General features: G+C 58.6%; 21 protein-coding genes, 6 tRNA genes and 3 other RNA genes. 4 read left to right on the forward strand and 26 right to left on the reverse strand.

Annotated features, from left to right (window positions below; genetic code table 11):
- Nucleotides 1-194 precede the first annotated feature (194 nt).
- The 3 genes from ACMGGK_RS17395 to zitB are packed head-to-tail and all read left to right on the forward strand — an operon-like array spanning nucleotide 195 to nucleotide 4,959.
- Complete coding sequence (locus ACMGGK_RS17395) at nucleotides 195-800, forward strand: response regulator (protein WP_028127666.1); 606 nt, start codon at nucleotides 195-197, stop codon at nucleotides 798-800.
- Nucleotides 797-3,997 carry an ATP-binding protein gene (locus ACMGGK_RS17400; protein WP_420277072.1) on the forward strand — a complete coding sequence of 1,067 codons (3,201 nt, stop codon included), beginning with the start codon at nucleotides 797-799 and terminating at the stop codon, nucleotides 3,995-3,997. The genes ACMGGK_RS17395 and ACMGGK_RS17400 overlap by 4 nt, the downstream gene beginning before the upstream one ends.
- Nucleotides 3,997-4,959 (forward strand): CDF family zinc transporter ZitB, encoded by a 963-nt coding sequence (gene zitB, locus ACMGGK_RS17405; protein WP_028127667.1) that lies wholly within the window; start codon nucleotides 3,997-3,999, stop codon nucleotides 4,957-4,959. Before ACMGGK_RS17400 ends, zitB begins: the two co-directional genes overlap by 1 nt.
- Before the next feature lie 35 nt (nucleotides 4,960-4,994).
- Here zitB and pnuC read toward each other — a convergent pair whose 3' ends face one another.
- The 22 genes from pnuC to cydA all read right to left on the reverse strand — a co-directional run bounded on the left by pnuC (nucleotide 4,995) and on the right by cydA (nucleotide 17,353).
- The gene (gene pnuC / locus ACMGGK_RS17410; protein WP_016928721.1) at nucleotides 4,995-5,720 is read right to left on the reverse strand and encodes a nicotinamide riboside transporter PnuC; all 726 of its coding nucleotides are present in this window, start codon (nucleotides 5,718-5,720) and stop codon (nucleotides 4,995-4,997) included.
- 20 nt (nucleotides 5,721-5,740) lie between these two features.
- Nucleotides 5,741-6,802: a quinolinate synthase NadA gene (gene nadA / locus ACMGGK_RS17415; protein ID WP_015376982.1), complete on the reverse strand. Its 1,062-nt coding sequence runs from the start codon at nucleotides 6,800-6,802 to the stop codon at nucleotides 5,741-5,743.
- Nucleotides 6,803-7,115: 313 nt separating this feature from the next.
- Nucleotides 7,116-7,229, reverse strand: a non-coding RNA gene (locus tag ACMGGK_RS17420) — RtT sRNA.
- 74 nt (nucleotides 7,230-7,303) lie between these two features.
- A tRNA-Lys gene (locus tag ACMGGK_RS17425) sits at nucleotides 7,304-7,379 on the reverse strand.
- A 6-nt stretch (nucleotides 7,380-7,385) separates the two neighbouring features.
- Nucleotides 7,386-7,461 (reverse strand) — tRNA-Val (locus ACMGGK_RS17430).
- A gap of 45 nt (nucleotides 7,462-7,506) precedes the next feature.
- Nucleotides 7,507-7,629: non-coding RNA, RtT sRNA (locus tag ACMGGK_RS17435), on the reverse strand.
- A 13-nt stretch (nucleotides 7,630-7,642) separates the two neighbouring features.
- A tRNA-Lys gene (locus ACMGGK_RS17440) sits at nucleotides 7,643-7,718 on the reverse strand.
- Nucleotides 7,719-7,870: 152 nt separating this feature from the next.
- A non-coding RNA gene (locus ACMGGK_RS17445) (RtT sRNA) lies at nucleotides 7,871-7,995 on the reverse strand.
- A 15-nt stretch (nucleotides 7,996-8,010) separates the two neighbouring features.
- Nucleotides 8,011-8,086, reverse strand: a tRNA-Lys gene (locus ACMGGK_RS17450).
- A gap of 7 nt (nucleotides 8,087-8,093) precedes the next feature.
- Nucleotides 8,094-8,169, reverse strand: a tRNA-Val gene (locus tag ACMGGK_RS17455).
- A 29-nt stretch (nucleotides 8,170-8,198) separates the two neighbouring features.
- Nucleotides 8,199-8,274: transfer RNA gene (locus tag ACMGGK_RS17460), tRNA-Lys, on the reverse strand.
- A 178-nt stretch (nucleotides 8,275-8,452) separates the two neighbouring features.
- Entirely contained in the window at nucleotides 8,453-9,247 is a 795-nt protein-coding gene (cpoB, locus tag ACMGGK_RS17465) for a cell division protein CpoB (protein WP_004939852.1), read from the reverse strand.
- 9 nt (nucleotides 9,248-9,256) lie between these two features.
- A complete protein-coding gene (pal, locus tag ACMGGK_RS17470) occupies nucleotides 9,257-9,772 on the reverse strand; it encodes a peptidoglycan-associated lipoprotein Pal (protein ID WP_004939853.1) in 516 nt (171 codons plus the stop codon).
- Nucleotides 9,773-9,816: 44 nt separating this feature from the next.
- Nucleotides 9,817-11,109, reverse strand: a complete 1,293-nt coding sequence (gene tolB / locus ACMGGK_RS17475) for a Tol-Pal system beta propeller repeat protein TolB (protein ID WP_004939856.1) — start codon at nucleotides 11,107-11,109, stop codon at nucleotides 9,817-9,819.
- Between the two features lie 133 nt (nucleotides 11,110-11,242).
- Nucleotides 11,243-12,466 (reverse strand): cell envelope integrity protein TolA, encoded by a 1,224-nt coding sequence (tolA, locus tag ACMGGK_RS17480; RefSeq protein ID WP_016928724.1) that lies wholly within the window; start codon nucleotides 12,464-12,466, stop codon nucleotides 11,243-11,245.
- 81 nt (nucleotides 12,467-12,547) lie between these two features.
- Nucleotides 12,548-12,976 carry a colicin uptake protein TolR gene (gene tolR / locus ACMGGK_RS17485; RefSeq protein ID WP_004939859.1) on the reverse strand — a complete coding sequence of 143 codons (429 nt, stop codon included), beginning with the start codon at nucleotides 12,974-12,976 and terminating at the stop codon, nucleotides 12,548-12,550.
- A 12-nt stretch (nucleotides 12,977-12,988) separates the two neighbouring features.
- A complete protein-coding gene (gene tolQ, locus ACMGGK_RS17490; protein ID WP_004939862.1) occupies nucleotides 12,989-13,672 on the reverse strand; it encodes a Tol-Pal system protein TolQ in 684 nt (227 codons plus the stop codon).
- Nucleotides 13,669-14,073 (reverse strand): tol-pal system-associated acyl-CoA thioesterase, encoded by a 405-nt coding sequence (gene ybgC, locus ACMGGK_RS17495; protein ID WP_004939863.1) that lies wholly within the window; start codon nucleotides 14,071-14,073, stop codon nucleotides 13,669-13,671. The genes tolQ and ybgC overlap by 4 nt, the downstream gene beginning before the upstream one ends.
- Nucleotides 14,074-14,203: 130 nt before the next feature.
- Nucleotides 14,204-14,500 carry a cyd operon protein YbgE gene (gene ybgE / locus ACMGGK_RS17500; protein ID WP_004939866.1) on the reverse strand — a complete coding sequence of 99 codons (297 nt, stop codon included), beginning with the start codon at nucleotides 14,498-14,500 and terminating at the stop codon, nucleotides 14,204-14,206.
- Nucleotides 14,500-14,613 (reverse strand): cytochrome bd-I oxidase subunit CydX, encoded by a 114-nt coding sequence (gene cydX / locus ACMGGK_RS17505; RefSeq protein ID WP_004939868.1) that lies wholly within the window; start codon nucleotides 14,611-14,613, stop codon nucleotides 14,500-14,502. Before cydX ends, ybgE begins: the two co-directional genes overlap by 1 nt.
- A gap of 17 nt (nucleotides 14,614-14,630) precedes the next feature.
- On the reverse strand, nucleotides 14,631-15,770 hold the full coding sequence (gene cydB, locus ACMGGK_RS17510; RefSeq protein WP_016928727.1) for a cytochrome d ubiquinol oxidase subunit II: 1,140 nt from the start codon (nucleotides 15,768-15,770) through the stop codon (nucleotides 14,631-14,633).
- Nucleotides 15,771-15,784: 14 nt separating this feature from the next.
- The gene (gene cydA / locus ACMGGK_RS17515; protein WP_049300326.1) at nucleotides 15,785-17,353 is read right to left on the reverse strand and encodes a cytochrome ubiquinol oxidase subunit I; all 1,569 of its coding nucleotides are present in this window, start codon (nucleotides 17,351-17,353) and stop codon (nucleotides 15,785-15,787) included.
- Between the two features lie 682 nt (nucleotides 17,354-18,035).
- Between cydA and ACMGGK_RS17520 the strand changes: the two genes are divergently transcribed.
- The gene (locus ACMGGK_RS17520; protein ID WP_239044303.1) at nucleotides 18,036-19,934 is read left to right on the forward strand and encodes a bifunctional metallophosphatase/5'-nucleotidase; all 1,899 of its coding nucleotides are present in this window, start codon (nucleotides 18,036-18,038) and stop codon (nucleotides 19,932-19,934) included.
- Nucleotides 19,935-20,006: 72 nt separating this feature from the next.
- On the opposite strand, the gene sucD is transcribed toward ACMGGK_RS17520, so the two are convergent.
- From sucD to sucA, 4 genes are all read right to left on the reverse strand, one after another.
- Nucleotides 20,007-20,879, reverse strand: coding sequence for a succinate--CoA ligase subunit alpha (sucD, locus tag ACMGGK_RS17525; RefSeq protein ID WP_004939878.1), 873 nt, complete (start codon nucleotides 20,877-20,879; stop codon nucleotides 20,007-20,009).
- Nucleotides 20,879-22,045: an ADP-forming succinate--CoA ligase subunit beta gene (gene sucC, locus ACMGGK_RS17530; protein ID WP_015376978.1), complete on the reverse strand. Its 1,167-nt coding sequence runs from the start codon at nucleotides 22,043-22,045 to the stop codon at nucleotides 20,879-20,881. The genes sucD and sucC overlap by 1 nt, the downstream gene beginning before the upstream one ends.
- 122 nt (nucleotides 22,046-22,167) lie before the next feature.
- Nucleotides 22,168-23,385, reverse strand: a complete 1,218-nt coding sequence (gene odhB / locus ACMGGK_RS17535) for a 2-oxoglutarate dehydrogenase complex dihydrolipoyllysine-residue succinyltransferase (RefSeq protein ID WP_015376977.1) — start codon at nucleotides 23,383-23,385, stop codon at nucleotides 22,168-22,170.
- A gap of 64 nt (nucleotides 23,386-23,449) precedes the next feature.
- Complete coding sequence (gene sucA, locus ACMGGK_RS17540; RefSeq protein WP_025301881.1) at nucleotides 23,450-26,257, reverse strand: 2-oxoglutarate dehydrogenase E1 component; 2,808 nt, start codon at nucleotides 26,255-26,257, stop codon at nucleotides 23,450-23,452.
- Nucleotides 26,258-26,287 lie beyond the last annotated feature (30 nt).

The following is a 26,287-nucleotide window of genomic DNA, read 5'->3' on the forward strand; positions in this document are numbered from 1 at the left end:
CGAGGGGTATTTCGCAGTGCGTAACGGTGTAGATCCCAACAATCTAGCCTGTGGGAATGGCGCTGTAAATCACCTTTGCCCCCCTCCGCTGGAACCGCCAAATTAACAGCAGATTGTGCTGTTTCATCAGGGGAGCGCAGAGCCTCCTTTTTCGCTATGCTAGCGATCGGAATATAAAGCGACCCGAGTTGAACATGCCTTCTCTGTTATTAGTTGATGACCACCCGGTGGTTCATGTCGCACTGGAAGCGGCGCTAATGAAATCATCCCGCCCCTACCGCCTGCAGGCGGCGCAGGACGACGTCCAGGCGTTGGCTCTGCTGGCCGAGGCCGCTTTCGGCCTGGTGATCCTGGATATCGGCCTGCCGCAGGTCGATGGGCTGCAGCTGTTGAAAAAAATCCGCCGCCGCTACCCGCAACAAAAGATCCTGATCTATACCGCGCAAGAGGCCGATGTGTATGCGCGCATGGCGCATGCCGCCGGCGCCGACGGTTTCGTCAATAAAGGCAGCTCGCTGGCGGAGTTGGTGCTGGCGATCGAGCAGGTGCTGGACGGTGAAGCCAGTTTCCCCGCCGCCGCGCTGGCCGAAGAAGCGCCGACGGCGGACGGCGGGCTGCTCACGCCCAAGGAGCTCGAGGTGCTGGGTTTGCTGAGCCAGGGGCTGTCCAACCTGCAGATCGCCGACCGGCTGCACATCAGCAACAAGACCGTCAGCACGCACAAGAAAAACATCCAGCGCAAAACCGGCGCCGGTAATCTGCTGGAGCTGGTGGCGGTATTTAAAGAGCTGGCGCCATGATGCGCCGCGCCCTGCTGCTGCTGATCCTGTGGTGCGGCCTGGCGCAGGCGGGGGAGCCGGTGCGCTATCAGCTGGTCAGCAATCTGAATACCCCCGAGAACATGCTGATCGTCGGCGAGAAAAACCCCTGGCGCGACCGCACGCTGCGCGTCGGCATCATCAGTGAGAACACCAGCCCGTACAACATCATTGTGGATGACGATCTGTATGGGCTGAACGCCGACTACCTCGGCTATATCCAGCAGGTAACCGGCATTCGCTTCGCCATTTACGGCTTCGCCGATCTGACGCAGCTGGAGCAGGCGCTGCACGACGGCAAAATCGATCTGCTGTATGGCATCCCGCAAAGTGAAGCGCTGCACGGATTGGCGATCTCTCAGCCCTATTACGTCAGCAACCTGCGCGTATTGCGCGACCGCAGCAACGATCGGCCGGTGATGCTCAACTCCGCCAATGCCCGCGTCGCGATCGGCGCGCTGACCGACATGCAGTCTGGCGGCGCCCTGCAGGCGGTGGCGTCGCAGATCCAGCGCTACGACAACAACCTGCAGGCGGTCTATTCGCTGCTCAACGGCAGCAGCGACTACTTTATCGCCGACGAGGCCAGCGCCAGCTTTATCATCGACCAGTTGCAGCTCGGCCAGCTCTATCAGATTGAAAGCAACGAGAACCTGGGCAACCTGTCCTTCGTGTTCGCCGCCGCCGACCCGCGGCTGATAGATACGCTGGACACCGCCATCGCCGACGCGCCGATGGAGCTGATGAATGCCCTGCAGAGCCGCTGGAGCAAAAAGATCCCCAGCTACCTCGATACCGGCAATGCCGATCTGACGACGATGGAGAAGAATTGGGTGGCGAGCCACCGCGTGGTTTACTACGCCGCCATCGAGAACAATTTCCCGTTCGCCTACCGCGGCTCCGACGGCCAGCCGCGCGGCTACGCCATCGATATTCTCAACATCATCGCGCAAAACACCGGGCTGCGTTTCGCGCCGCTGTGGGCGCGCAACGCCGAGCAGGCCGATCAGCTGGTGCAATCCGGCCAGGCCAGCTTCCGCGCCGCCCTGCCGCTGGCGCGCGGCGTCAAGGCGCGCTACAGCGCCAGCATGCCGATCCACCGTTCGCTGTGGGGCGTTTACGTCGGCCAGTATGCCAACGGCGTCTCGACCTGGGGCGATCTGGCCGGCAAGCGCATCGGCGTGCTGCAGGGCGATTTGGCGCAGGGGCTGGTGCCGGAGCAGGAACAGACCGTCAGCTTCGCCGACAGCAAGTCGATGTACGACGCGCTGGCCAACGGCCAGCTGGATGCGCTGGTGGATAACGTCATCTCCGCCAACTTTTTGGCGCTGTCGCGCTATTCCGGCGCCATCAAGCTGGCCTTCGCCGCCAACAATATCCCCTATCCGGTGGCTTTCGGCGTGCGCCGCGATCAGCCGCTGCTGCTGGCGATCCTCGATAAGAACCTGATGCAGATCCCAGCGGACACCCTGCAATCGCTGCGCGACGAGTGGATCGTCGATCGCAGCAACCTGATCGACGCGGTGAACGACAACCGCATGCCGCCGCAGACCACCTGGCTGCTGGCGCTGTTGGCCGCCGCTACCGTGCTGCTGTTGGCGCTGACTCTGCGCCGTTTCATGCTGCAGCGCCGTGAAAAACGCGAACGCGAAGAGCTCGAGCAGGCGCGCCGCCGCGCCGAAGCGGAAAATCGCATGAAGAGCAAATTCCTCGCCACCGTCAGCCATGAACTGCGCACGCCGATGCACGCCATCCTCGGCCTGCTGGAACTGGAGCTCAAACGCCAACCTGCGCCGGAAGGCCTGCCGGTGATTTACAGTTCGGCCTCATCGCTGCTCAACCTGCTCAACGACCTGCAGGATCACGCGCGGTTGGAAACCGGGTCGTTGACGTTGGCGCCAAAACCGATGGCGCTGCGCCCCTGGGTCGCGCGCATCGACGCCCTTTACCGACCGCTGATCGGCGATCGGCCGTTGACGCTGAGCGTGGTGGCGGATCTGGCGCTGCCGGAGGCGGTGGTCATTGATGGTGAGCGTTTACTTCAGGTGGCTAACAATCTGATAAACAACGCGATAAAGTTCACGCCGCGCGGCGCCATTCAGGTCGAAGTCGGCTGGCGCGCGCAGGATGAGCGGCAGGGGGAATTGCATCTGACGGTGAACGACAGCGGCTGCGGCATCGCCGCCGATGAGGTAGGCAAGCTGTTTCAACCGTTTTACCGCGCGCGCGGCGCGCAACGCATCTCGGTGCAAGGAACCGGTTTGGGCCTGTCGATCTGCAAAGAAATCGTCGAACAGATGGGCGGCCGCATCGCGTTGCACTCGCAGCCGGGCGTCGGTACACGCGTCGAGGTCGCGATACCGGTCGAGCTGAGCGGCGCGCCGCCGGCTGTCGCCCCGGCAGAGCGTAGCTTTGCTCTGCCGTCTTCCGCCATGCGTACCGCGCTGATCGACGATCATCCCACCAATCTGTTGCTGCTGGAACGCCAGCTGCGCCACTTCGGGCTGCAGCCGGCCCGCTTTGAACAAGGCTATGCGCTGCTGCAGGCCCAGCGCCGGCAGCCGTTCGATCTGCTGTTTATCGACTATAACATGCCGCGCCCGGACGGACTGACGCTGGCCAGGCTGATCCGGCGCGACGAACAGCGGCTGCAGCGCCCGCCTTGCCGCATCGTGCTCTGCTCGGCAGACGTGCAGGAGTTTACCCGTATCCCGCCGGGCCTGGTGGCGATCGATCACTTCCTGACCAAGCCGATTTCACTGGCGGCAATCGGCCAGGTATTGGCTCAGCAACCGCAGGTTCAGGAGGAAAAGTCAGTCCTTACTGACCTACGGCAAACGCTGGCTGAGATGGCGGGCGGCGATCGCGCCATGATGCAGCGGCTGGCGCAGACGCTCAACGACACGCTGCGGCAAGACCGGCAGCGGCTCGCGGATGCCGTCGCCGCGAGCGACTGGCCACGCCTGGAACAGGCGGCGCACCGCATCAAGGGCAGCCTGCTGATGCTGCAGTTGCCGGAAGCCGCGCGGCTGTGCCAGCAACTGGTGGAAACCGCACGTCGGGGCGAACTTGCCGCCGCCGCTTATACTAAATTAAAGGCGTCAGTGGCGCAGATAGAACCGGAGCTGGACGCTCTGCTCGCCGCCGCCCCCACTTTCGCTATGCATAAGGATGAATAATGTCGGACACTCCACACGTACACCTGCCGAAAGACAGTAATAGTAAACGCCTACTGACCGCTTTTTTAGTCACCGCCGTCTTTATGGTGGCCGAAGTGGCCGGCGGCCTATTGTCCGGCTCGCTGGCGCTGTTGGCCGACGCCGGGCACATGCTGACCGATGCCGCCGCGCTGTTGGTGGCGCTGATGGCGGTGCACTTTTCCCAGCGCAAGCCCAACGCGCGCCACACCTTCGGCTATCTGCGCCTGACCACCCTGGCGGCCTTCCTCAACGCCGCGGCGCTACTGGTGATCGTGGTATTCATCCTGTGGGAGGCGATACGGCGTTTCTTCGAACCACAGCCGGTGATGGGTACTCCGATGCTGATCATCGCCATAGCGGGGCTGCTGGCGAACCTGTTCGCCTTCTGGCTGCTGCATCGCGGCAGCGAAGAGAAAAATATCAACGTGAGGGCGGCCGCGCTGCATGTGTTGGGCGACCTGCTCGGCTCGGTGGGCGCCATCGTCGCCGCCATCGTCATTCTCGCCACCGGCTGGACGCCGATTGACCCGATCCTGTCGGTGCTGGTCTCCTGTCTGGTGCTGCGCAGCGCCTGGCGGCTGCTGAAGGAGAGCTTCCACGAGCTGCTGGAAGGCACGCCGCAGGAGGTCGACATCGCCAAGCTGCAAAAAGACCTGTGCCTAAACATCCCGGAAGTGCGCAATATCCACCACGTACACGTCTGGCAGATCGGCGAACAGAAGCTGATGACGCTGCATGCGCAGGTGATCCCGCCGCATGACCACGATGGGCTGTTGCAACGTATCCAGGCTTATCTGTTGGAACACTACAAGATCGGCCACGTGACCATTCAGATGGAGTACCGGCACTGCGAGACGCCGGACTGCGGTATCAACCGGGCACCGGAGCCGAGTGAACACTCACATGCCGAAGCGCATTCCCATCTGGGGCATCACCACTAAGCCACGAGGGCGCCATCACGGCGCCCTCTGCGTTGTTACGGTGCGGAAGAGAGCGGATTGGAACGGTTGCGCCCGGCGCTCTTGATCCACAGCCAGGAGCCGTTCAGGGCGATCAGCGTCAGAATGACATACTCCAGCGCCATCGCGTACACGCCCTGGTAGGCGAAGATCGCCACGCTGATGACATCGATAACCACCCACAGCAGCCAGTTTTCCACGTACTTGCGCGTCATCAGGATCATCGCCACGATGGAGAGCACCATCATCGCCGAATCCCAGAACGGGAACGCGTCCGGCTGCAGCGTCGGCATCTGCACGTTCAGCCCCAGCCCTTGCATCACCGCCACCGCAATCTGCGTCAGCCAGGCGAACACGCGGTCGATGTTGAAGGTCATCAGGCCGATGCCGATGACGCAAACCGCCGCCCAGGCCAACGCTTTCGGCAGCGGCAGCCAGCGGATCTGCAGCTCGGCCTGATTATCCTGGGTTTGGCGGCTCCAGGCATACCAACCGTAAATATTGGCGCCGAAGAAAAACAGCTGCAGCAGCAGGCTGGCGTACAGCTGGATCTGGAAGAAAATCACCGCGAACAGCGTGACGTTGATCAGGCCGAACAGGTAGTTGATGATTTTTTCCTTGCTGGCGTACCAGATGCACAGCAACCCGAACAGTGTGCCGATGGCTTCGATCCACGACAGATCGTAACCGCCCGCGCCAAGCGGAATATGCACCAGAATATTGCTGGTACTGAAGAAGCTCATGAGGTCATCCTTTTAAACGGTTAAGCGTTGCCTTTAACCTGCATCTTAAGCTGAGCGGCGAAATCCAGCATGCGGTTCAGCGGCACCAGCGCCTTTTCACGCAGCGCGGCGTCCACGTGGATCTCATGCTGCGCGCCCCCCTGCTCCAGCCCTTCGGCAATCGCCTTCAGGCCATTCATCGCCATCCACGGGCAATGCGCGCAGCTGCGGCAGGTCGCGCCTTCACCGGCGGTCGGCGCTTCGAACAGCTCCTTGTCCGGACAAGCCTGCTGCATCTTGTAAAAGATACCGCGATCGGTGGCGACGATCAGCTGTTGATGCGGCAATGTTTTCGCCGCCTGAATCAGTTGGCTGGTCGATCCCACCGCATCCGCCAGCTCGACCACCGCCTGAGGCGATTCGGGATGCACCAGGATGGCCGCCTGCGGATAGAGCGCCTTCATGCGCCGCAGCGCCTGGGTCTTAAACTCGTCATGGACAATGCAGGCGCCTTGCCAACACAACACGTCAGCGCCGGTCTGCTTCTGCACGTAGCTGCCGAGATGACGATCCGGCGCCCAGATAATTTTCTCGCCCAGGCTATCCAGATGCTCGATCAGTTCGACGGCGATGCTGGAGGTCACCACCCAGTCAGCGCGCGCTTTGACCGCCGCCGAGGTATTCGCATAGACCACCACGGTGCGATCGGGATGGCTGTCGCAAAACGCATGAAATTCCTCTTCCGGGCAGCCCAGATCCAGCGAACATTCGGCAAACAGCGTCGGCATCAGCACCTGCTTTTCCGGGCTGAGGATCTTGGCGGTTTCCCCCATGAAACGCACGCCGGCCACCAACAGCGTGGAAGCCGGATGCGCGCTGCCGAAGCGTGCCATTTCCAGCGAATCCGCCACGCAGCCGCCGGTTTCTTCCGCCAGCGCCTGGATTTCCGGATCGGTATAATAGTGGGCGACCATCACCGCGTTGCGCTGCTTGAGCAGGGTTTTGATCTTTTCGCGATAAAAGGCTTTTTCGGCTACGTCCAGCGGTACCGGTTTAGGCGGGAAGGGATACACCGCCGCATTGACATCAAACATTTCACTCATCGCTGCAATCTCATGCTAGGCTGGGCGCCTGCCGCTTGAATATTGCCTGCCGCAACGCCCTTCGTTTTATATACTAAACAAAATACCTAAATCAGCGCGAAAAGTCCGCTGATATTTTCAATTTTGCGCACCTATTGTTTAATAGATTAAAAACACAGGCATTGCCCGCGCAGTTCACAGCGGATAACCGCTTGGCGAGAACGTATAGCCGTTCAGAAAAGCGCGGGATGACGATCGGTGTGTTGTTGAAACGAGAAAGCAGCGGATTCAGATTGCGGTGATGCGGATGCGATAAAAGGCGCTTTTTCTGAATGGGTGGGTCGTGCAGGATTGATTCGGCCTGTGGCCTCACCCTGCGGGCAACGCTGCGCGTTGTCGTATCTCTGAACCTGAGCGCAGGATCTCACCCGCACGACTCGGTGACCATGTTAGCGAGAAGATGAGGTCAGGTTTGGATGTTACAGAAACGAAAAAAGCGCCCAAAGGCGCTTTTTTCTGAATTGGTGGGTCGTGCAGGATTCGAACCTGCGACCAATTGATTAAAAGTCAACTGCTCTACCAACTGAGCTAACGACCCGCAGTGTGGTGGGTGATGACGGGCTCGAACCGCCGACCCCCTCCGTGTAAAGGAGATGCTCTACCAACTGAGCTAATCACCCACTGCTGTGGTACTGCTATTTTTCACATCTTGTCCACTCAAAGCGTGGTGGATCGTACAGGATAACTCGGCCTTTGGCCTCGCCCTTCGGGCCATCACCGGAGTGATGTTGTCTCGCTTCGCGAGACTCGAACCTTTACGGTTCTCATCCTGACGATTTAACACCTTGCTCTATTAAAGAGTGGTGGGTCGTGCAGGATTCGAACCTGCGACCAATTGATTAAAAGTCAACTGCTCTACCAACTGAGCTAACGACCCACTGATGTGGTTTACTGCTGATGGCGAATAGGTTATTGGAACCGACTCGCGGAAAACAAGGATGGGGATGTTCAGGACAACTCGACGGGTACTCGACTCGGACCTTTACTTTGCCACATCAAACCGATTCTGAAGCTGCCATTCTTAAAGAATGGTGGGTCGTGCAGGATAACTCGGCCTTTGGCCTCGCCCTTGCGGGCCATCACCGGAGTGATGTTGTCTCGCTGCGCGAGACTCGAACCTTTACGGTTCTCATCCTTTACGATTCTCTGTCGCAGCCATTCTTAAAGAATGGTGGGTCGTGCAGGATTCGAACCTGCGACCAATTGATTAAAAGTCAACTGCTCTACCAACTGAGCTAACGACCCATAACAGTGGTGGGTGATGACGGGCTCGAACCGCCGACCCCCTCCGTGTAAAGGAGATGCTCTACCAACTGAGCTAATCACCCACTGTTGTGGTTACTGCTACTTCAGAAATTGGTGGGTCGTGCAGGATTCGAACCTGCGACCAATTGATTAAAAGTCAACTGCTCTACCAACTGAGCTAACGACCCAATTTCCCTGCCGCTTTAACATCTTGCAAGATGTCTTGGCAACGGCGGCATATATTACTAATTTATCTTGGCAGCGCAACCTAAATTTTTTACCGATGCGTTCAACTGCTTGTTCTTCACGCGAATGAGCCCAGAAATCGGTCAAATCGACTAACTTCTGGGCTCATTTTTCTAACCGTTAACCGCCTACGCGACTTTTCGCCTGCTTGGCCGCCGCACTGGTTGGGTATTGTTTGATCACCTGCTGGAACACGGCCTTGGCTTTATCGGCCTGCCCTTTTTCCTGCATGATGATACCCACCTTGTACATGGCGTCCGGCGCCTTCGGTGATTTAGCGTAATTCTTCACCACCACCGCAAAATAATAGGCCGCATCGTCTTTTTTACCCTTGTTGTAGAACAACTGGCCCAGCCAATAGTTGGCGTTGGGCTGGTAAGTAGACTTCGGGTACTGTTTTACGAAGGACTGAAAGGCGGAAATCGCCTGGTCATACTGTTTTTTTTCCAGCGCCAGAGAAACAGCGGCGTTGTAGTCGCTGTTCTCATCACCGCCGCTCGGCGTTGCAGAAGCGGCTGCAGGCGCGCTGCTGCCCGCATCGGAAGATGCGCCTGCGGCTGCCCCGCCGGCAGCGCCCGCTGCCGCAGAGGCGCTCTGAGCGCCGCCCTGGCTGAGGCTATCCATCTGTTGATAGATTTGCTTCTGGCGTTCAACGACCTGATTCAACTGATACTGGCTTTCCTGGATTTGCCCACGTAGAGAATCAATGTCGCGTTGATTGTCAGAGAGTTGTTGCTGGAGTTGGTTTAAAAGCTGGCCTTGAGCATTGCTGATGCGCTCAAGCGAGGTGACGCGGTCTTCGACCGAGCCGGAGCCGACATTACTGATTGGCGCTTGGGCAGTAGCGGCCCAAGGGGCCGCTACGCCAACCAGTAACGACAGACTCAACAGGTGACGTCTGAAGTTACTGTTCATGCGATTCTCTTAGTAAACCAGAACGGCACGACGGTTTTTAGCATAAGCCGCTTCGTCGTGGCCCAGTACTGCTGGTTTTTCTTTACCGTAAGAAACGATAGAGATCTGGTCAGCGGAAACGCCTTTACCCTGCAGGTACATTTTAACGGCGTTAGCACGACGCTCACCCAGAGCGATGTTGTATTCCGGCGTGCCGCGTTCGTCAGCGTGGCCTTCAACGGTCACTTTGTAAGACGGGTTGTTACGCAGGAATGCAGCGTGCGCGTCCAGCATCTGAGCGAATTCGGAGCTTACGTCATACTTGTCCAGGCCGAAGTAAACGATGTTGTTCTTCTGCAGTTCTTGCATCTGCAGACGAGCTTGTTCTTCGGAAGACAGGTTGCTGCTGCCGTTTTCCATACCAGTGCCGGCGCCAGCGCCCATACCAGATTGGTCGTTGTTCGCGCTTTTGTTAGAACTACAAGCTGCTACAGCCAGAACTGGCAGTGCCAGCAGAAGCCCTTTCAGCACTTTGTTCAGTTGCATTTCTTTGATCCTTTTATAGTTTGCCATACATATTTACACATGCATCACAGATACGGCGACCAGGCAGGGAATTTGACCTGTCCATCAGTTGCCGGAAGACGCGCTTTGAAACGCCCATCAGTTGACACCAACTGCAGCACGGAGCCCATACCTTGCGTGGAGCTATAGATCACCATGGTGCCGTTTGGCGCAATACTAGGCGTTTCATCCAGGAAGGTGCCGGTCAAAACCTGAACGGCGCCCGATCCAAGATCTTGTTTGGCGATGTGTTGTGCACCACTGTTGGTGCTCACCATCACCAGGAATTTACCGTCGGAGCTGACTTCAGAATCCTGGTTCTGAGAGCCTTCCCACGTCAGACGCTGTGCGGCACCGCCGCTGGCGCTGATTTTATAAATCTGCGGACGCCCGCCCTGGTCGGAGGTAAACGCCAGAGACTGGCCATCCGGGAACCAGGTCGGTTCGGTGTTGTTGTTGCGGCCATCGGTCAGCTGCGTGATCTGGCCGGAGCCGAGGTTCATCACGTACAGGTTCAGGCTGCCGCTCTTGGACAGCGCGAAGGCCAGCTTGCTGCCGTCCGGCGAGAACGCCGGCGCACCGTTGTGGCGCGGGAACGAAGCGATCTGGCGGATGGCGCCGTTAGCCAGGGTTTGCACCACCAGCGCGGAACGGCCGCTCTCGAAGGTCACGTAAGCCAGTTTGCTGCCGTCCGGCGACCAGGCCGGCGACATCAGCGGCTCAGGCGAACGGTGCACCGTGAACTGGTTGTAACCGTCGTAATCCGCTACGCGCAGCTCGTACGGGAATTTCCCGCCGTTGGTCTGCACCACGTAGGCGATACGGGTGCGGAACGCGCCCTTGATGCCGGTCAGCTTCTCGAACACTTCGTCGCTGGCGGTATGTGCAGAATAACGCAACCACTGTTTGGTCACTTTATACTGGTTCTGCGCCAATACGGTGCCCGGCGAACCCGAAGTATCCACCAACTGGTAGGAGATCAGGTAGCTGCCGTCGGCGCCAGGTTGAACCTGACCGACCACTACGGCGTCGATGCCCAATGCAGTCCAGGCCGCCGGCGTCACTTCAGACGCGGAGGTCGGTTGCTGCGGCATGCGCGCCACGTCGATCGGGTTGAATTTGCCGCTGTTGCGCAGATCCGCGCCGACAATCTTGCCGATATCTTCCGGCGGCGTGCCTGGGCCCGCCCATTTAAACGGCACCACGCCAATCGGACGAGCGGAGTCGACCCCTTGGGTGATTTCAATGCGAACTTCCGCGTGCAACACGGACGCCCACAGAATTAAAAAACCTAGCGCTACTCGAAATGCCTGCTTCATCTCATCTCCCTTATCCAGGCGGGATGCCTGCGATAAATTAGCAGAATTTTAACAAACCAACTCACGTAAAACTACATAATCCCTGTTGGTTACCTTAGTACATCCCTGTGATCTTACTCAGCTCAAACAACCATTATTCCGGCCTGAACGTAAGGGGAGCATTCTTAAACACCTCATACACCGCCTGGCTTGGCGGTTTCGGGATCTTCGCCTGTTTCGCCGCGGCTATCGCCGCCTGACACAGTGCCGGATCGCCCCCTTCAGATTTAACGTCTACCAGAAAACCGTCCGGCGCCAGCTTGATTCGCAGGTCACATTTACGGCCCTTGTACAGATCCGCATCGTAGAACTTGCTTTGAATCGCAGCGGTAATCTGGCCAAGATAGCCATTGATTTCCGCCCCGCTGGCGCCAGCCGTTTTGGCATTGCCCTGGCCAGCCGGTTTACCGTCACCCTTCTGCTTGCCGCCACCTTTCGGCGCGTTCTTGCCGTCCGCCAGGCCACCAAACAGGTCATCAACTTCCGCCGATTGCTTCGCAGCCTCGGCGGCGGCTTTTTTCTTCTCTGCAGCAGCTTTCTTGGCTGCCGCAGCTTTCTCAGCGGCGGCCGCTTTCTTCTCTGCCTCGGCGGCAGCCTTCTTCTCGGCTTCCGCTGCGGCTTTTTTCTCGGCTTCAGCAGCCGCTTTCTTCTCCGCAGCCTCTGCAGCTTTTTGCTCTGCGGCAGCGGCGGCGGCTTTCTTCGCCTCTTCCGCCTGTTTCTTGGCGGCGGCGGCAGCGGCCGCTTCTTTCTTGGCTTCCGCTTCGGCTTTCTTCTGCGCGTCCGCCTGCGCCTTGGCGACCTTGTCCGCTTCGGCCTTCGCCTTGGCGGCGGCGGCTTCGGCGACCTTCTGTTGCTCTTTGGCTTTCGCTGCAGCGGCTTCCGCCGCTTTTTGCTGCTCGGCGGCCTGCTTCTGCTGCTCCGCCGCCTTCTGCTGTTGCTCAGCCTGCGCTTTGGCGTCCTGCGCGGCTTTCTCCTGCGCCGCCAAACGCTCTTTCTCCAGCTCTTTCAGGCGCTGCTGTTGCTCCGCCTGCTTCTGCTGAAGCTCTTCGGCCTGTTGCTCCGCTTTTTTCTGGCGCTGCTTCTCGGCACGCTGCGCATCGTTGCTCTGCTGCTGCTGGCGGTTGTACTGCTCCACCACCGCGCCGGGATCGACCATTACCGCGCCCACTACAGAACCATCGCCGCCGCCGCCGGCGCTCATGTCGACCTTTTCCTGCAGCGATCCCCAAATCAGCAGGGCAATCAGTATGAAGTGCAGAACGACCGAAACAATAACGGCGCGGTTCAGCTTATCGTTTTGCTCAGTTGCCTTTACCAAAATAGATTCCCAAAAACTGGTGTTGCTTATACGGGGTTCCTGGGCCGCAGCGCAGGAACCGGGTTGCCGTTCGCCTTACGGTCAGATCGGCTGGGTCATCAGCCCCACGGAAGCTACGCCCGCCTGATGGAGAATATTCAATGCCTTGATAATCTCATCGTAAGGGACTTCCTTCGCACCGCCGATCAAAAAGACCGTTTTCGGGTTAGCCGCCAAACGCGACTTGGCTTCGGCCGCGACTTGTTCAGGCGGCAGCAGCTCCATACGGTTGTGATCCACCACCAGGGTGTATTGACCTACGCCGGAAACCTCAAGGATCACCGGCGGATTGTCATCGCTGGACACCGTTTTGGAATCGGTGGCGTCCGGCAGGTCAACCTCCACGCTCTGCGTGATGATTGGCGCAGTTGCCATAAAGATCAGCAGCAGCACCAGCAACACGTCGAGCAGCGGAACGATGTTAATTTCGGACTTCAGCTCGCGCCGACTACGTCCACGTACTCTCGCCATGCTACCTCCTACTTATTTGCTGTCGCTGGAGAAGGCCTGACGATGCAGAATAGCGGTGAACTCTTCCATAAAGTTGTCGTAATTCTGCTCAAGCTTGTTGACGCGCTGGTTGAGACGGTTATAGGCCATTACCGCCGGGATGGCGGCGAACAGACCGATCGCGGTGGCGATCAGCGCTTCGGCGATACCCGGCGCCACCATCTGCAGCGTGGCTTGCTTCACCGCGCCCAGCGCGATAAAGGCGTGCATGATCCCCCACACGGTGCCGAACAGACCGATGTACGGACTGATCGAACCGACGGTGCCGAGGAACGGAATATGGGTTTCCAGCGTTTCCAGCTCGCGGTTCATCGAAATGCGCATCGCGCGCGACGCCCCTTCGATCACCGACTCCGGCGCATGGTTGTTGGCGCGGTGCAGGCGGGCGAACTCTTTGAAACCGGAATGGAAGATCTGCTCGGAACCGGTCAGGCTATCGCGACGCGCCTGACTTTCCTGGTACAGACGGGAAAGCTCGATACCGGACCAGAATTTGTCTTCAAAGGCTTCGGCGTCGCGCGTCGCCGCATTGAGGATGCGGGTGCGCTGAATGATGATCGCCCAGGAGGCTACCGAGAAGCATATCAAAATCAACATGATAAGCTTAACCAGCAGGCTCGCCTTCAAGAATAAATCTAGGATGTTCATGTCAGTCACTGCTTAAACTCCGCGACAATAGACTTAGGAAGCGCTCTTGGCTTCATTTGGTGTGGATCAATACAGGCAATCAGGACATCTGCCTGGCTCAGTAGGGCCCCGTCAGAATTGACAATGCGTTGAGCAAACGTGAGAGAAGCCCCGCGCAGAGAGGTGATTTCACTCTGGACCTCCAGTTGCTCGTCGAGACGAGCCGGAGCCAGATAATCCACCGTCATGCGCCGGACGACAAAAGCGACTTGTTCACTGAGCAGCTGCTGTTGATGAAAGTTGTGCTGACGCAGCATCTCTGTGCGCGCTCTTTCAAAAAAGGCGACGTAGCGGGCGTGATAGACCACACCACTGGCATCGGTATCCTCGTAGTAAACGCGAACCGGCCATCGAAACAACGTATTACTCACTCTACTTCCCAGCAATGCAATTTAACGCTGCTACTATACGCAAGACGGATCGGGTTGGGAATGGGTTACAAGATGGGAATGAAAATAATTATGGGCCGTGAGGGCCCATAACGTGGGGACATCGGGGAGATTATAAAGAAACGTAAAGTAATCCTGCGCACAAGATCACAATTGCGGGAAGCGGCGCGAAAAAAGCGCGCCAGACGCTGCGCTGCGGGCGGAATCCGAAACCGTGGATCACCCCGGCGCATACGGCCCAAATCAGCAACAGCCCTTCCCAAATCTCCAGCGAGCTGGTTTTGGCGGCGAAACGCGTCGGATCCCAGAACACGCACCCCGCCAAAATCAACGCCAGCACCAGGGAAAGGGCCCGAACCGGGCCCTTGTCGGTGACAGCGTACAGCTTGTCAATCACGGACGAGCTCATCACTTACCGTCTTGCTGAGCTTTGGTCGCTTCGCTCTGCTCAAGCGCCAGCGCCGTGATGATGCCGAAGGCGCAGGCAAGAAGCGTTCCGAGAATCCAGGCAAAATACCACATGGTTTAGCTCCTTATCCTTAGTACAGCGAATGCTTGTTGTTTTCGATGTAATTCTTGTCGAGGCGACCGAACATTTTGTAGTACGACCAGCTGGTGTACGCCAAAACGATAGGCACGAAGATCGCCGCCACGACGGTCATCACTTTCAGCGTCAACAGGCTCGAGGTCGCGTCCCACATGGTCAGGCTGACGTTAGGCACGGTGCTGGACGGCATCACGAACGGGAACATGGTGACCCCGGCAGTGAGGATGACGCAGGCGATGGTCAGCGACGAGGTGACGAACGCCAGCGCGCCTTTCTCCAGACGCGAGAACAGGATGGTGAACAACGGCAGCACCACGCCCAGCGCAGGCAACGCCCACAGCAGCGGATACTTGTTGAAGTTGATCAGCCATGCGCCGGCCTGATGCGCCACTTCTTTACGCAGCGGGTTGGATTCCGCCATGGTGTCCAGCGCCGAAGTGATCACGTAGCCGTCGATGCCTTTCACCAGCCACACGCCCGCCAGCAGGAAGCATACCGCCATGATCAGCGTCGCGATCTGCGCTGCGGCGCGTGACCGCAGGTGGATCTCGCCGGTGGTGCGCATCTGCAGGTAAGTCGCGCCCTGAGTGACCAGCATGGTCAGACTGACCACGCCTGCCAACAGACCGAACGGATTCAGCAGTTGGAAGAAGTTGCCGGTGTAGAACAGACGCAGGTACTCGTCCACATGGAACGGCACGCCCTGCAGCAGGTTGCCGAACGCCACGCCGAACACCAATGCAGGCACGAAGGAACCGATGAAGATGCCCCAGTCCCACATGTTGCGCCAGCGGGTGCTCTCCAGCTTGGAACGGTAGTCAAAACCGACCGGGCGGAAGAACAAGGCCGCCAGCACCAGGATCATGGCGACGTAGAAGCCCGAGAAGGCCGCTGCGTAGACCATCGGCCAGGCGGCGAACAGCGCGCCGCCGGCGGTGATCAGCCACACCTGGTTACCGTCCCAGTGCGGGGCGATGGAGTTGATCATCACCCGGCGCTCGGTATCGGTTTTACCGATGATGCGCACCAGGATGCCGACGCCCATGTCGAAACCGTCGGTGACGGCGAAGCCGATCAGCAGTACGCCAACCAGCACCCACCAGATAAATCGCAGTACTTCATAGTCAAACATACGTGGACTCCTGTTTAGCGCGCTTCCTGCACGGCGGCAGTCGGTTGTTCAAAGTGGTAGCGGCCGGTTTTCAGGCTGCTTGGACCCAGACGCGCAAACTTGAACATCAGGTACATTTCAGCCACCAGGAACAGGGTGTACAAGCCGCAAATCAGCCCCATCGAGAACAGAATGTCGCCCGCGGTCAGCGAAGAGTTGGCGACTGCGGTCGGCAGCACCTCACCAATCGCCCACGGTTGACGGCCGTATTCCGCCACGAACCAGCCAGCTTCCACCGCGATCCACGGCAGCGGCAGGCCATACAGCGCCGCACGCAACAGCCATTTTTTCTGGCCGATGCGGCCGCGCACCACGCTCAGGAAGGACAGGCCGATAATCAGCAGCATCAGCACGCCACAGGCCACCATGATGCGGAAGGCGAAGTACAGCGGCGCCACGCGTGGAATGGAGTCCTTGGTCGCCTGCTGGATCTGCGCTTCCGTCGCGTCGCTGACGTTCGGGGTATAACGCTTCAGCAGCATGCCGTAGCCCAGGTCTTGCTTGGTTTTGTTGAATTCCGCACGCACCGCAGGATCGGTATTGCCGCCGCGCAGCTCTTCCAGCAGCTGGTAGGCTTTCATGCCGTTGCGGATGCGCACTTCATGTTGCGCCAGCAGATCTTTCAGGCCGGTGACCTGCGTGTCGGTGGAACGCGTGGCGATCAGGCCAAGCGCATACGGGATCTGAATAGAGAAGGAGTTTTCCATCTTGTCCTGATCGGGAATGCCGAACAGGGTGAAGGACGCCGGCGCCGGCTGGGTATCCCACTCCGCTTCAATGGCGGCCAGTTTGGTTTTCTGTACGTCGCCCATTTCGTAACCGGATTCGTCACCCAGCACGATCACCGACAGCACCGCAGCCATGCCGAAGCTGGCGGCGATGGCGAAGGAGCGCTTGGCGAAAGCGATGTCGCGGCCCTTCAGCAGATAGTAGGAGCTGATGCCCAGCACGAACATGGCGCCGGTGGTGTAACCTGCAGCCACGGTGTGAACGAATTTCACCTGTGCAACCGGGTTAAGCACCAGCTCGGAGAAGCTGACCATCTCCATGCGCATGGTTTCGAAGTTGAAATCCGACGCGATCGGGTTCTGCATCCAGCCGTTGGCGACCAGGATCCACAGCGCGGACAGGTTGGAGCCGAGGGCCACGAACCAGGTTACCGCCATGTGCTGCACCTTGCTCAGACGATCCCAGCCGAAGAAGAACAGGCCGACCAGCGTCGATTCAAGGAAGAACGCCATCAGACCTTCGATAGCCAGTGGGGCCCCGAAGATATCGCCGACGTAATGAGAGAAATACGACCAGTTGGTCCCGAACTGGAACTCCATGGTCAAACCGGTGGCCACACCCAGAGCAAAGTTAATCGCAAATAACTTTCCCCAGAATTTGGTCATGTCTTTATAGATTTGTTTGCCAGACAGGACATATACCGTTTCCATAATTGCCAGCAAGAACGCCATACCGAGCGTTAATGGGACAAATAAGAAATGGTACATCGCCGTTAAAGCAAACTGTAAGCGCGACAGTTCGACAATATCAAACATCTTGACTCCTTGCTCCTCGCAGGAAGACTCCGACACGCGGTTATCGGCATGCTTCTTTCAAAGCCGCCAGTAACGCCCCGCAGTGAATGCCCTTAAACACAACAAATTTGATCCAGCTTCTCCGCTTTCAACCGCACACTCGCCAATAGCCTCTCGGGCCGTCGACAAGCACGCCACTGAAAACCGACAACGGGTAACAAATGCAACAAGATCAACCATCCATAATCACAACATGGATGATACTCGCCCAATCCCACACAATAAATAGGTTTTTACGTGACGTGGGTTGGACTTTTGGTTACAGGTCAAATCTTAGCCGAAAGAGGTACTTCGGGCTAATTTGATCTGAGACAATTTAAGCCTATCCGCATATTATTTCCATATTCATCAGCACATTTCGCCTATTTTTCTTGAGGGCATGTTGCGCAATGGTTTAATTGTTTTTTAATGATATTTTTGTGTTAAATAAATGTAATTCAAAAGGGCCGCCATTGTATTATTACGCGCTTATTCTGCGACATAATTAACCTTTTATTTCCATTAAGCCGTGACAGTGATTGCAGTCACAAAACAACAAATCTCTCTCCAATATTAGTCTATTTCTCGCGATGGGATCGTAAAGGTTGCGATTTTGTAGCAAAATGACCGCTTATGTTAAAATTGCATTGAGTGACAATAAGTTATGAAAAAAATCATCTTTGCCTCTGTCTTGGGACTCTCGGGAAACGCCATGGCCGCCGAAACGGTAAACATCACCCTGCTGGGCACCTCCGATCTGCACGGCACCTTCGTGCCTTGGGACTACGCCAGCGACACGGAAAACCTGGCGGGCAGCCTGAGCCAGATAGCCACTCAGGTCAAAAAGGTACGCGCCGAGCAGCCTAACCTGATCCTGGTGGACGCCGGCGACACTATTCAGGGCAACTTCGTTGAAACCTTCAAGCATGAGGCCGTCAGCCCGATGATGTTGGGCCTCAACGCGCTCAACTACGACGTCTGGGTGATGGGCAATCACGAGTTCGACTTCGGCCTGCCGGTGCTGGGCACCCCGCTCAAGCAGTTCAAGGGCGCGGCGCTGGCGGGCAACATCGTCTGGGATAACGGCAAGCCTTATCTGCCGGCCTACACCATCCTCGAACGCCAGGGCGTGAAGATCGGCATTATCGGCATGGACACGCCGATGACCGCTGAATTCGCCAAGGGCACCGATCGTATCAAAGGACTGAACTTCACCGATCCGGTGCAGGCGGTGAAACAGGTCATCAAACAAATCGACGGCCAGGTCGATGCCATCGTGCTGGTGGCGCATATGGGCATCGACAACGAGAACCAGCGCCCCGGCACCGGCGTGGCCGACATCGCCAACGCCAACCCGGAGCTGGCGGCGATCGTCGCCGGCCACATGCATGTGAAGATCGACAAGGCGGTGGTCAACGGCGTCATCATCACCGAACCGGACAAATACGGCCGCGCGCTGTCACGCATCGATCTGCAATTTGAACGCCGCGATGGCAAATTCACGCTGATCGACAAAAACAGCTACACCTACCCGATCAAAGGGCTGACGCCGGACAGCGCCATGCAGGCTCTCTACCGGCCGTATCATGACATTTTGCGCGCCAACGCCAACCGGGTGGTGGCGAAGCTGAGCGGCAGCGATCTGGTGCCTGCCGACGAGTTCCGCGGCATTCCTCAGGTGCACGTGCAGGATACCGGCATCAGCGCGCTGTTCCAGCAGGCCGCCCGTCACTACGCACCGCTGGCGCAGGTGATCGCTCTGCAGATCGACAACGATCGCGCCAAACTGGACGTCGGCGACATCAAGGCCAAGGATATCGCCTTTAACTACCAATACGCCGGCGGCGAGATCACCGTTTATCAACTTAACGGTAAAGCGCTTAAACGCTATATGGAGTGGTCCGCCGGCTACTTCAATCAGCTGCAGCCGGGCGACGTCACCTACAGCTTTAACCCGGCGCGGCGTTCGTCCAAATATTCCACCAACGATTTCTTCGATGGCGTCACCTATACCATTGATCTGCGCCAACCCGCCGGTTCGCGCATCGTCGATCTGCGCCTGGCAGACGGCACGCCGGTCACCGACGACATGCCGATCCGTCTGGGCATGAACAGTTACCGCATGGGCCACCTGACGCAAAAGGGCGGCGCGCTGGAAGGGCAATCCTTCCCGGTGCTGTTCGACAGCAAAGCGCAATACGGTGAAGAAGAAGGCACCATTCGCCACCTGGCCCTGCGCTACCTGACGGAAGTGAAACACGGCCAATACCAGGGCGTGCCGCCGCAGCGCTGGAAACTGGTTGGCATGGAAGGATACGAACCGCAGCGGGCGATCGTCAAACGGCTGCTTAATGAAGGCGTTATCCAGGTACCGACCACCGACGACGGGCGCTACACCAACGTCGCCTCGATCAACGTCAAAGACGCTCTGTTCAGCAACGCCGACGATTACCGCGCCGCCCTCACCTCGCTGGAGCAGCAGCGGCAAGCCGCCGCGGATCCGGTGCAGCAGCGCCGCCTGCAGGATCGGATCGCGCTGATCAAGGCGCTCAACGACTTCTGATCTTTACCCATAAAAAAGGCCACCCAATGGGTGGCCAAACATGTCGAGATATTATTATTTCGTACTAAGATCTTAGCGCTTCAGCACCGCTTTTACCGCGTCGCCGATGTCCGCCAGGCTGCGAACGGTTTTCACGCCCGCCGCTTCCAGCGCAGCAAACTTCTCGTCCGCCGTGCCCTTGCCGCCTGCGATGATGGCGCCCGCGTGGCCCATACGCTTGCCTTTCGGCGCGGTCACGCCGGCGATGTAACCGACAACCGGTTTGGTGACGTGTTCTTTGATGTAAGCTGCCGCTTCTTCTTCAGCGCTGCCGCCGATCTCACCGATCATCACGATCGCTTCGGTCTGCGGATCCTGCTGGAACATCTTCAGGATATCGATGAAGTTGGAGCCCGGGATCGGGTCGCCGCCGATGCCCACACAGGTGGACTGGCCCAGACCGGCATCGGTGGTTTGTTTCACCGCTTCATAGGTCAGGGTACCGGAGCGGGAAACGATGCCCACTTTGCCCGGCAGGTGGATGTGGCCAGGCATGATGCCGATTTTGCACTCGCCCGGGGTGATCACGCCAGGGCAGTTCGGCCCAATCATGCGCACGCCGGCTTCGTCCAGCTTCACTTTCACGGTCAGCATGTCCAGGGTCGGGATGCCTTCGGTGATGGTGATGATCAATTTGATGCCGGCATCGATCGCTTCCAGAATGGAGTCTTTGCAGAACGGCGCTGGAACGTAAATGACGGAGGCCGTCGCGCCGGTCGCTTCAACCGCTTCGCGCACGGTGTTGAACACCGGCAGACCCAGGTGCTGAGTGCCGCCTTTGCCTGGGGTGACGCCGCCAACCATTTTGGTGCCGTAAGCGATAGCTTGTTCGGAGTGGAAAGTCCCCTGGCTACCGGTGAAGCCCTGGCAAATTACTTTGGTGTTTTTATCGATTAAGATGGACATTATTTACCCTCCACTGCTGCAACAACTTGCTGAGCCGCATCAGTCAGGCTGGTCGCAGCAATGATATTCAGGCCGCTGTCCGCCAGTTTCTTGGCGCCCAGTTCGGCGTTGTTCCCTTCCAGGCGCACCACGACCGGGACGTTAACGCCCACTTCAGCCACTGCGCCGATGATGCCGTCGGCGATCAGATCGCAACGAACGATACCACCGAAGATGTTAACCAGAACCGCTTTCACCTTGTCGTCGGACAGGATGATTTTGAACGCTTCGGTCACGCGCTCTTTGGTCGCGCCGCCGCCTACGTCCAGGAAGTTGGCCGGCTCGCCGCCGTGCAGTTTAACGATGTCCATGGTGCCCATCGCCAGACCTGCGCCGTTCACCATGCAGCCGATGTTGCCGTCGAGGGCAACGTAGTTCAGCTCCCACTGGGCCGCACGGGATTCACGCTCATCTTCCTGAGAAGGGTCACGCATTTCACGCAGTTCAGGCTGACGGAACAGGGCGTTGCCGTCGGCGCCCAGTTTGCCGTCCAGGCACACCAGATCGCCCTGCTTGGTGATCACCAGCGGGTTGATCTCAACCATCGCCAGGTCGCGCTCCAGGAACAGCGTCGCCAGGCCCATGAAGATCTTGGCGAACTGGCTGACTTGCTTGCCGGTCAGGCCCAGTTTGAAGGCCAGCTCACGGCCCTGATAAGGCTGTGGACCCGCCAGCGGATCGATGGTCATTTTGTGGATCAGTTCAGGGGTTTCTTCCGCCACTTTCTCGATTTCCACGCCGCCTTCGGTAGACGCCATGAATACGATGCGACGGGTCGCGCGGTCTACGACGGCGCCCAGGTACAGTTCTTTATCGATGTCGGTCGCCGCTTCAACCAGGATCTGGTTAACCGGCTGGCCCAGCGCGTCAGTCTGGTAAGTCACCAGACGCTTGCCCAACCAGGCTTCCGCGAAAGCACGGATATCTTCTTTGCTGTTGACGACTTTAACGCCGCCCGCTTTACCGCGGCCGCCAGCATGAACCTGACATTTCACCACCCACGGGCCGGAGCCGATTTTGGATGCGGCTTCTTCTGCTTCACGCGGAGTGGTACAGGCGTAACCGGTCGGTGCCGGCATGCCATACCGAGCAAACAGCTGTTTTGCCTGATATTCGTGTAAATTCATGATGTTCTATCCATTCAGTTCTGAAGGTTTTTAGCCGGACCATTATTACGCGGTAAACCGCATGGTTTTCCGGCCACATAGCACAGAGTGCGGGCGCGGCACGCCGCGCCCGGCAAGGGTTACTAGACGTCCAGCAGCAGACGAGCCGGATCTTCCAGCATCTCTTTGACCGTCACCAGATAACCGACGGATTCTTTACCGTCGATCAGGCGGTGGTCATAAGACAGCGCCAGATACATCATCGGCTGGATCACCACCTGACCATTGACCGCCATTGGGCGATCTTTGATGGCGTGCATGCCCAGGATGGCGCTCTGCGGCGGGTTGATGATCGGAGTGGACATCAGGGAGCCGAATACGCCGCCGTTGGTAATGGTGAAGTTACCGCCGGTCAGCTCTTCCACGGTCAGTTTGCCGTCGCGGCCCTTAACGGCCAGCTCTTTGATTTTCTTCTCGATGTCAGCCATGCTCATGGCGTCCACATCGCGCAGTACCGGCGTCACCAGGCCGCGCGGGGTAGAAACCGCGATGCTGATGTCGAAGTAGTTGTGGTAAACCACGTCGGAACCGTCGATCGACGCGTTCACTTCCGGGAAGCGCTTCAGCGCTTCAACCACCGCCTTGATGTAGAAGGACATGAAGCCCAGACGCACGCCGTGACGCTTCTCGAAGGCTTCGCCGTACTGCTTGCGCAGATCCATGATCGGCTGCATGTTGATTTCGTTGAAGGTGGTCAGCATCGCGGTGCTGTTCTTCGCTTCCAGCAGACGCTCAGCGACGCGTTTGCGCAGGCGAGTCATCGGCACGCGTTTTTCGCTACGGCCGGCCAGAGCAGGCTGCGGTGCGGCTTCAGCGGCGGCGGCCGGTTTGGCGGCGGCGCCGCCTTTGGCCAGGTGCGCTTCCACGTCTTCACGCGTGATGCGGCCACCCACGCCGGTGCCTTTGATGGCGCCTGCATCGAGGTCGTGTTCGGCGATCAGGCGGCGAATCGCCGGGCTGAGCGCGTCATTGCTTTCTTCTTCCAGGCTCGCGGTCGCGCGCTGTGCAGGCGTGGACTCTTTCTCCTGGCTCTTCTCGGCGGTCGGTTTGCCGGAGCTGTCGCCTGGGCGGATGCGGCCGAGCAGCTGGCGAGACAGTACGGTCGCGCCCTCTTCTTCCACGATAGCATCGAGAATGCCCGCTTCACTGGCCGGCACTTCCAACACCACTTTGTCGGTTTCGATTTCAACCAGGACTTCATCACGCTGCACGCTGTCGCCCGGCTTTTTGTGCCAGGTGGCTACGGTCGCATCGGCAACCGATTCAGGAAGGTCAGGAACCAGAATATCTACGCTACTCATTTAGCTTTCCCTTAAGTTTTTTATCATCTGCTTGCCGGCCCCACGGCCGGCAAGCGAGCGAACATTAGTCAATATTCAGCGCGTCGTTCACCAGAGCCTGCTGCTGCTTCTGGTGTACGGACATATAGCCCACCGCCGGAGAGGCGGAGGCCGGACGTCCTGCGTAACGTAAAGAAGCCCCGAACGGCACCACTTCACGGAAGTTGTGCTGGCTGCAGTACCAGGCGCCCTGGTTCAGCGGCTCTTCCTGACACCAGACGAAATCATGCACGTGCGAGTATTGCTCCAGCACGGCCTGCACGGCCTGATGCGGGAACGGATACAGCTGCTCGATGCGCACGATGGCCACGTCTTTCTGCTCGTTCTTGCGACGCTGTTCCAGCAGGTCGTAGTAGACCTTGCCGGAGCACAGCACGACGCGCTTGACCGCTTTCGGATCCAAGTCGTCGATCTCGCCGATCGCCGGCAGGAAGGTGCCGTTGGCCAGCTCGTCCAGCGAAGAAATCGCCAGCGGATGGCGCAGCAGCGACTTCGGCGACATCACCACCAACGGACGGCGCATACCGCGCAGCGCCTGACGACGCAGCATATGGTAAACCTGCGCCGGCGTAGACGGGACGCACACCTGCATGTTCTGCTCTGCGCACAGCTGCAGATAGCGTTCCAGACGCGCGGAAGAGTGCTCAGGGCCCTGGCCTTCATAGCCGTGCGGCAGCAGCATCACCAGGCCGCACATACGGCCCCATTTTTGCTCGCCGGAGCTGATGAACTGGTCGATAACGACCTGCGCGCCGTTGGCGAAGTCGCCGAACTGCGCTTCCCAGATGGTCAGCGTACGCGGTTCCGCCGTGGCGTAGCCGTATTCGAACGCCAGCACCGCTTCTTCAGACAGTACGGAGTCCCAAACCTTGAATTCGCCCTGGCCGCTGTGGATATTCGCCAGCGGAACGTAGACCGAACCGTTTTTCTGGTTGTGCACCACCGCGTGACGGTGGAAGAAGGTGCCGCGGCCGGCGTCTTCGCCGGAGATGCGGATTGGAATGCCTTCATCCGCCATGGTGGCGTAGGCCAGCGTTTCGGCGGCGCCCCAGTCGAACGGCTTGTTGCCTGCGGCCATCTCGGCGCGGTCAGCGTAGATTTTCGCCACGCGCGACTGCATTTCGATCGCTTCCGGCACGGTGCTGATGCGGCGTGCCAGCTCCTGCAGGCGCTTCATCTCAACCTTGCTCGGGTACTCTTCGTCCCACTCGTGGTTCAGGTACGGTGACCAGGTGAAGGAGTGCAGGTTCATCGGACGCCACTCTTCAACCACGCAATCGCCGCGGTCGAGCGCGTCGCGGTACAGGTTGACCATTTCCGTGGCATCTTCCAGGCTGGCCACTTTCTGCTCGGTCAGCACGTCAGCATAGATTTTGCGCGGCGTAGGGTGTTTCTTGATCTTCTGATACATCACCGGCTGGGTGGCGCTCGGCTCGTCGGCCTCGTTGTGCCCATGGCGACGGTAGCAGACCAGATCGATCATCACGTCACGCTTAAAGGTGTTACGGAAATCCAACGCCAGGCGGGTGACGAAGGCCACGGCCTCCGGATCGTCCGCATTAACGTGGAAGATCGGCGACTGAACCATTTTGGCGATGTCGGTGCAGTATTCGGTAGAGCGCGCATCCAGCGGGTTGGAGGTGGTGAAGCCAACCTGGTTGTTGATGACGATACGCACGGTGCCGCCCACTTCGTAGCCGCGGGCCTGAGACATGTTCAGGGTTTCCTGAACCACGCCCTGGCCGGTGATGGCGGCGTCGCCGTGGATGGTGATCGGCAGCACCATGTTGCTGCGCGCTTCGTCCAGACGATCGCGACGGGCGCGAACCGACCCCATGACCACCGGGCTGACGATCTCCAGGTGCGACGGGTTGAACGCCAGCGCCAGGTGAACCATGCCGCCTTCGGTTTCTACGTCGGAAGAGAAGCCCTGGTGATATTTCACGTCACCGGTGCCGAGGTGTTCTTTATGCTTGCCGGCGAATTCGTCGAACAGATCGGCCGGCTTTTTGCCCAGCACGTTGATCAGCACGTTCAGACGGCCGCGGTGGGCCATGCCCAACACCACTTCGCGCGTGCCGTTCTTGCCGGCGTGGCGCACCATCTCTTTCAGCATCGGCACCAGCGCGTCGCCGCCTTCCAGCGAGAAGCGTTTGGCACCCGGGAATTTGGCGCCCAGGTAACGTTCCAGGCCTTCCGCCGCGGTCAGCTCGTTCAGGAAACGGCGTTTTTCGTCGGCGGTAAAGCTGGCGCGCCCCACCACCGACTCGATACGCTGCTGGATCCAGCGTTTCTCTTCGGTGTTGGTGATGTGCATGTACTCAGCACCGATCGACCCGCAATAGGTCTGCTTCAGCGCGGCGTACAGATCGCCCAGCTTCATGGTTTCTTTGCCGATGGCGAAAGAGCCCACGTTGAAGGTTTCCTGGAAATCGGCTTCGGTCAGGTTGTGGTAAGCGGGATCAAGGTCAGGAACTTGCTCGCGCTGCCACAGGCCAAGCGGATCGAGGTTGGCATGCTGATGCCCGCGGAAGCGGAAGGCGTTGATCAGCTGCAGTACCTTGACCTGTTTGGCGTCGGTTTCCGGATCGGTGATGGTGGTGTTGTAGCGCGCGGAGTCTTTCGCCAGGCGGCGGAAGTAATCGCGCGTTTGAGAGTGAAGCTGATCGGGTTTGACACCCGCGGTTGGTAGCTGTTGAAAAATGGAACGCCAGCTATCTTCAACGGAACCCGGATCGGTTAAGAAGTCTTCATAGAGCTGCTCTATGTAAGACTGGTTCGCGCCCGCCAGATAGGAGGAATCCAGCCAGGCCTTCATTGCGCCGTTCTGCATCATGATCCCTTAAGCTTTGAAGCTTTAGTT

This window comes from Serratia sp. BNK-33-b (genome assembly GCF_048684565.1).
GTDB lineage: Bacteria > Pseudomonadota > Gammaproteobacteria > Enterobacterales > Enterobacteriaceae > Serratia > Serratia marcescens.

Excerpts from the sequence above, each read along its gene's own strand:
- ACMGGK_RS17395 (WP_028127666.1), top strand. The coding sequence starts at position 195 with ATGCCTTCTCTGTTATTAGTTGATGACCACCCGGTGGTTCATGTCGCA.
- ACMGGK_RS17400 (WP_420277072.1), top strand. The coding sequence starts at position 797 with ATGATGCGCCGCGCCCTGCTGCTGCTGATCCTGTGGTGCGGCCTGGCG.
- zitB (WP_028127667.1), top strand. The coding sequence starts at position 3,997 with ATGTCGGACACTCCACACGTACACCTGCCGAAAGACAGTAATAGTAAA.
- pnuC (WP_016928721.1), bottom strand. The coding sequence starts at position 5,720 with ATGAGCTTCTTCAGTACCAGCAATATTCTGGTGCATATTCCGCTTGGC.
- nadA (WP_015376982.1), bottom strand. The coding sequence starts at position 6,802 with ATGAGTGAAATGTTTGATGTCAATGCGGCGGTGTATCCCTTCCCGCCT.
- cpoB (WP_004939852.1), bottom strand. The coding sequence starts at position 9,247 with ATGAACAGTAACTTCAGACGTCACCTGTTGAGTCTGTCGTTACTGGTT.
- pal (WP_004939853.1), bottom strand. The coding sequence starts at position 9,772 with ATGCAACTGAACAAAGTGCTGAAAGGGCTTCTGCTGGCACTGCCAGTT.
- tolB (WP_004939856.1), bottom strand. The coding sequence starts at position 11,109 with ATGAAGCAGGCATTTCGAGTAGCGCTAGGTTTTTTAATTCTGTGGGCG.
- tolR (WP_004939859.1), bottom strand. The coding sequence starts at position 12,976 with ATGGCGAGAGTACGTGGACGTAGTCGGCGCGAGCTGAAGTCCGAAATT.
- ybgE (WP_004939866.1), bottom strand. The coding sequence starts at position 14,500 with ATGAGCTCGTCCGTGATTGACAAGCTGTACGCTGTCACCGACAAGGGC.
- cydX (WP_004939868.1), bottom strand. The coding sequence starts at position 14,613 with ATGTGGTATTTTGCCTGGATTCTCGGAACGCTTCTTGCCTGCGCCTTC.
- cydB (WP_016928727.1), bottom strand. The coding sequence starts at position 15,770 with ATGTTTGACTATGAAGTACTGCGATTTATCTGGTGGGTGCTGGTTGGC.
- cydA (WP_049300326.1), bottom strand. The coding sequence starts at position 17,353 with ATGTTTGATATTGTCGAACTGTCGCGCTTACAGTTTGCTTTAACGGCG.
- ACMGGK_RS17520 (WP_239044303.1), top strand. The coding sequence starts at position 18,036 with ATGAAAAAAATCATCTTTGCCTCTGTCTTGGGACTCTCGGGAAACGCC.
- sucD (WP_004939878.1), bottom strand. The coding sequence starts at position 20,879 with ATGTCCATCTTAATCGATAAAAACACCAAAGTAATTTGCCAGGGCTTC.
- sucC (WP_015376978.1), bottom strand. The coding sequence starts at position 22,045 with ATGAATTTACACGAATATCAGGCAAAACAGCTGTTTGCTCGGTATGGC.
- odhB (WP_015376977.1), bottom strand. The coding sequence starts at position 23,385 with ATGAGTAGCGTAGATATTCTGGTTCCTGACCTTCCTGAATCGGTTGCC.
- sucA (WP_025301881.1), bottom strand. The coding sequence starts at position 26,257 with ATGCAGAACGGCGCAATGAAGGCCTGGCTGGATTCCTCCTATCTGGCG.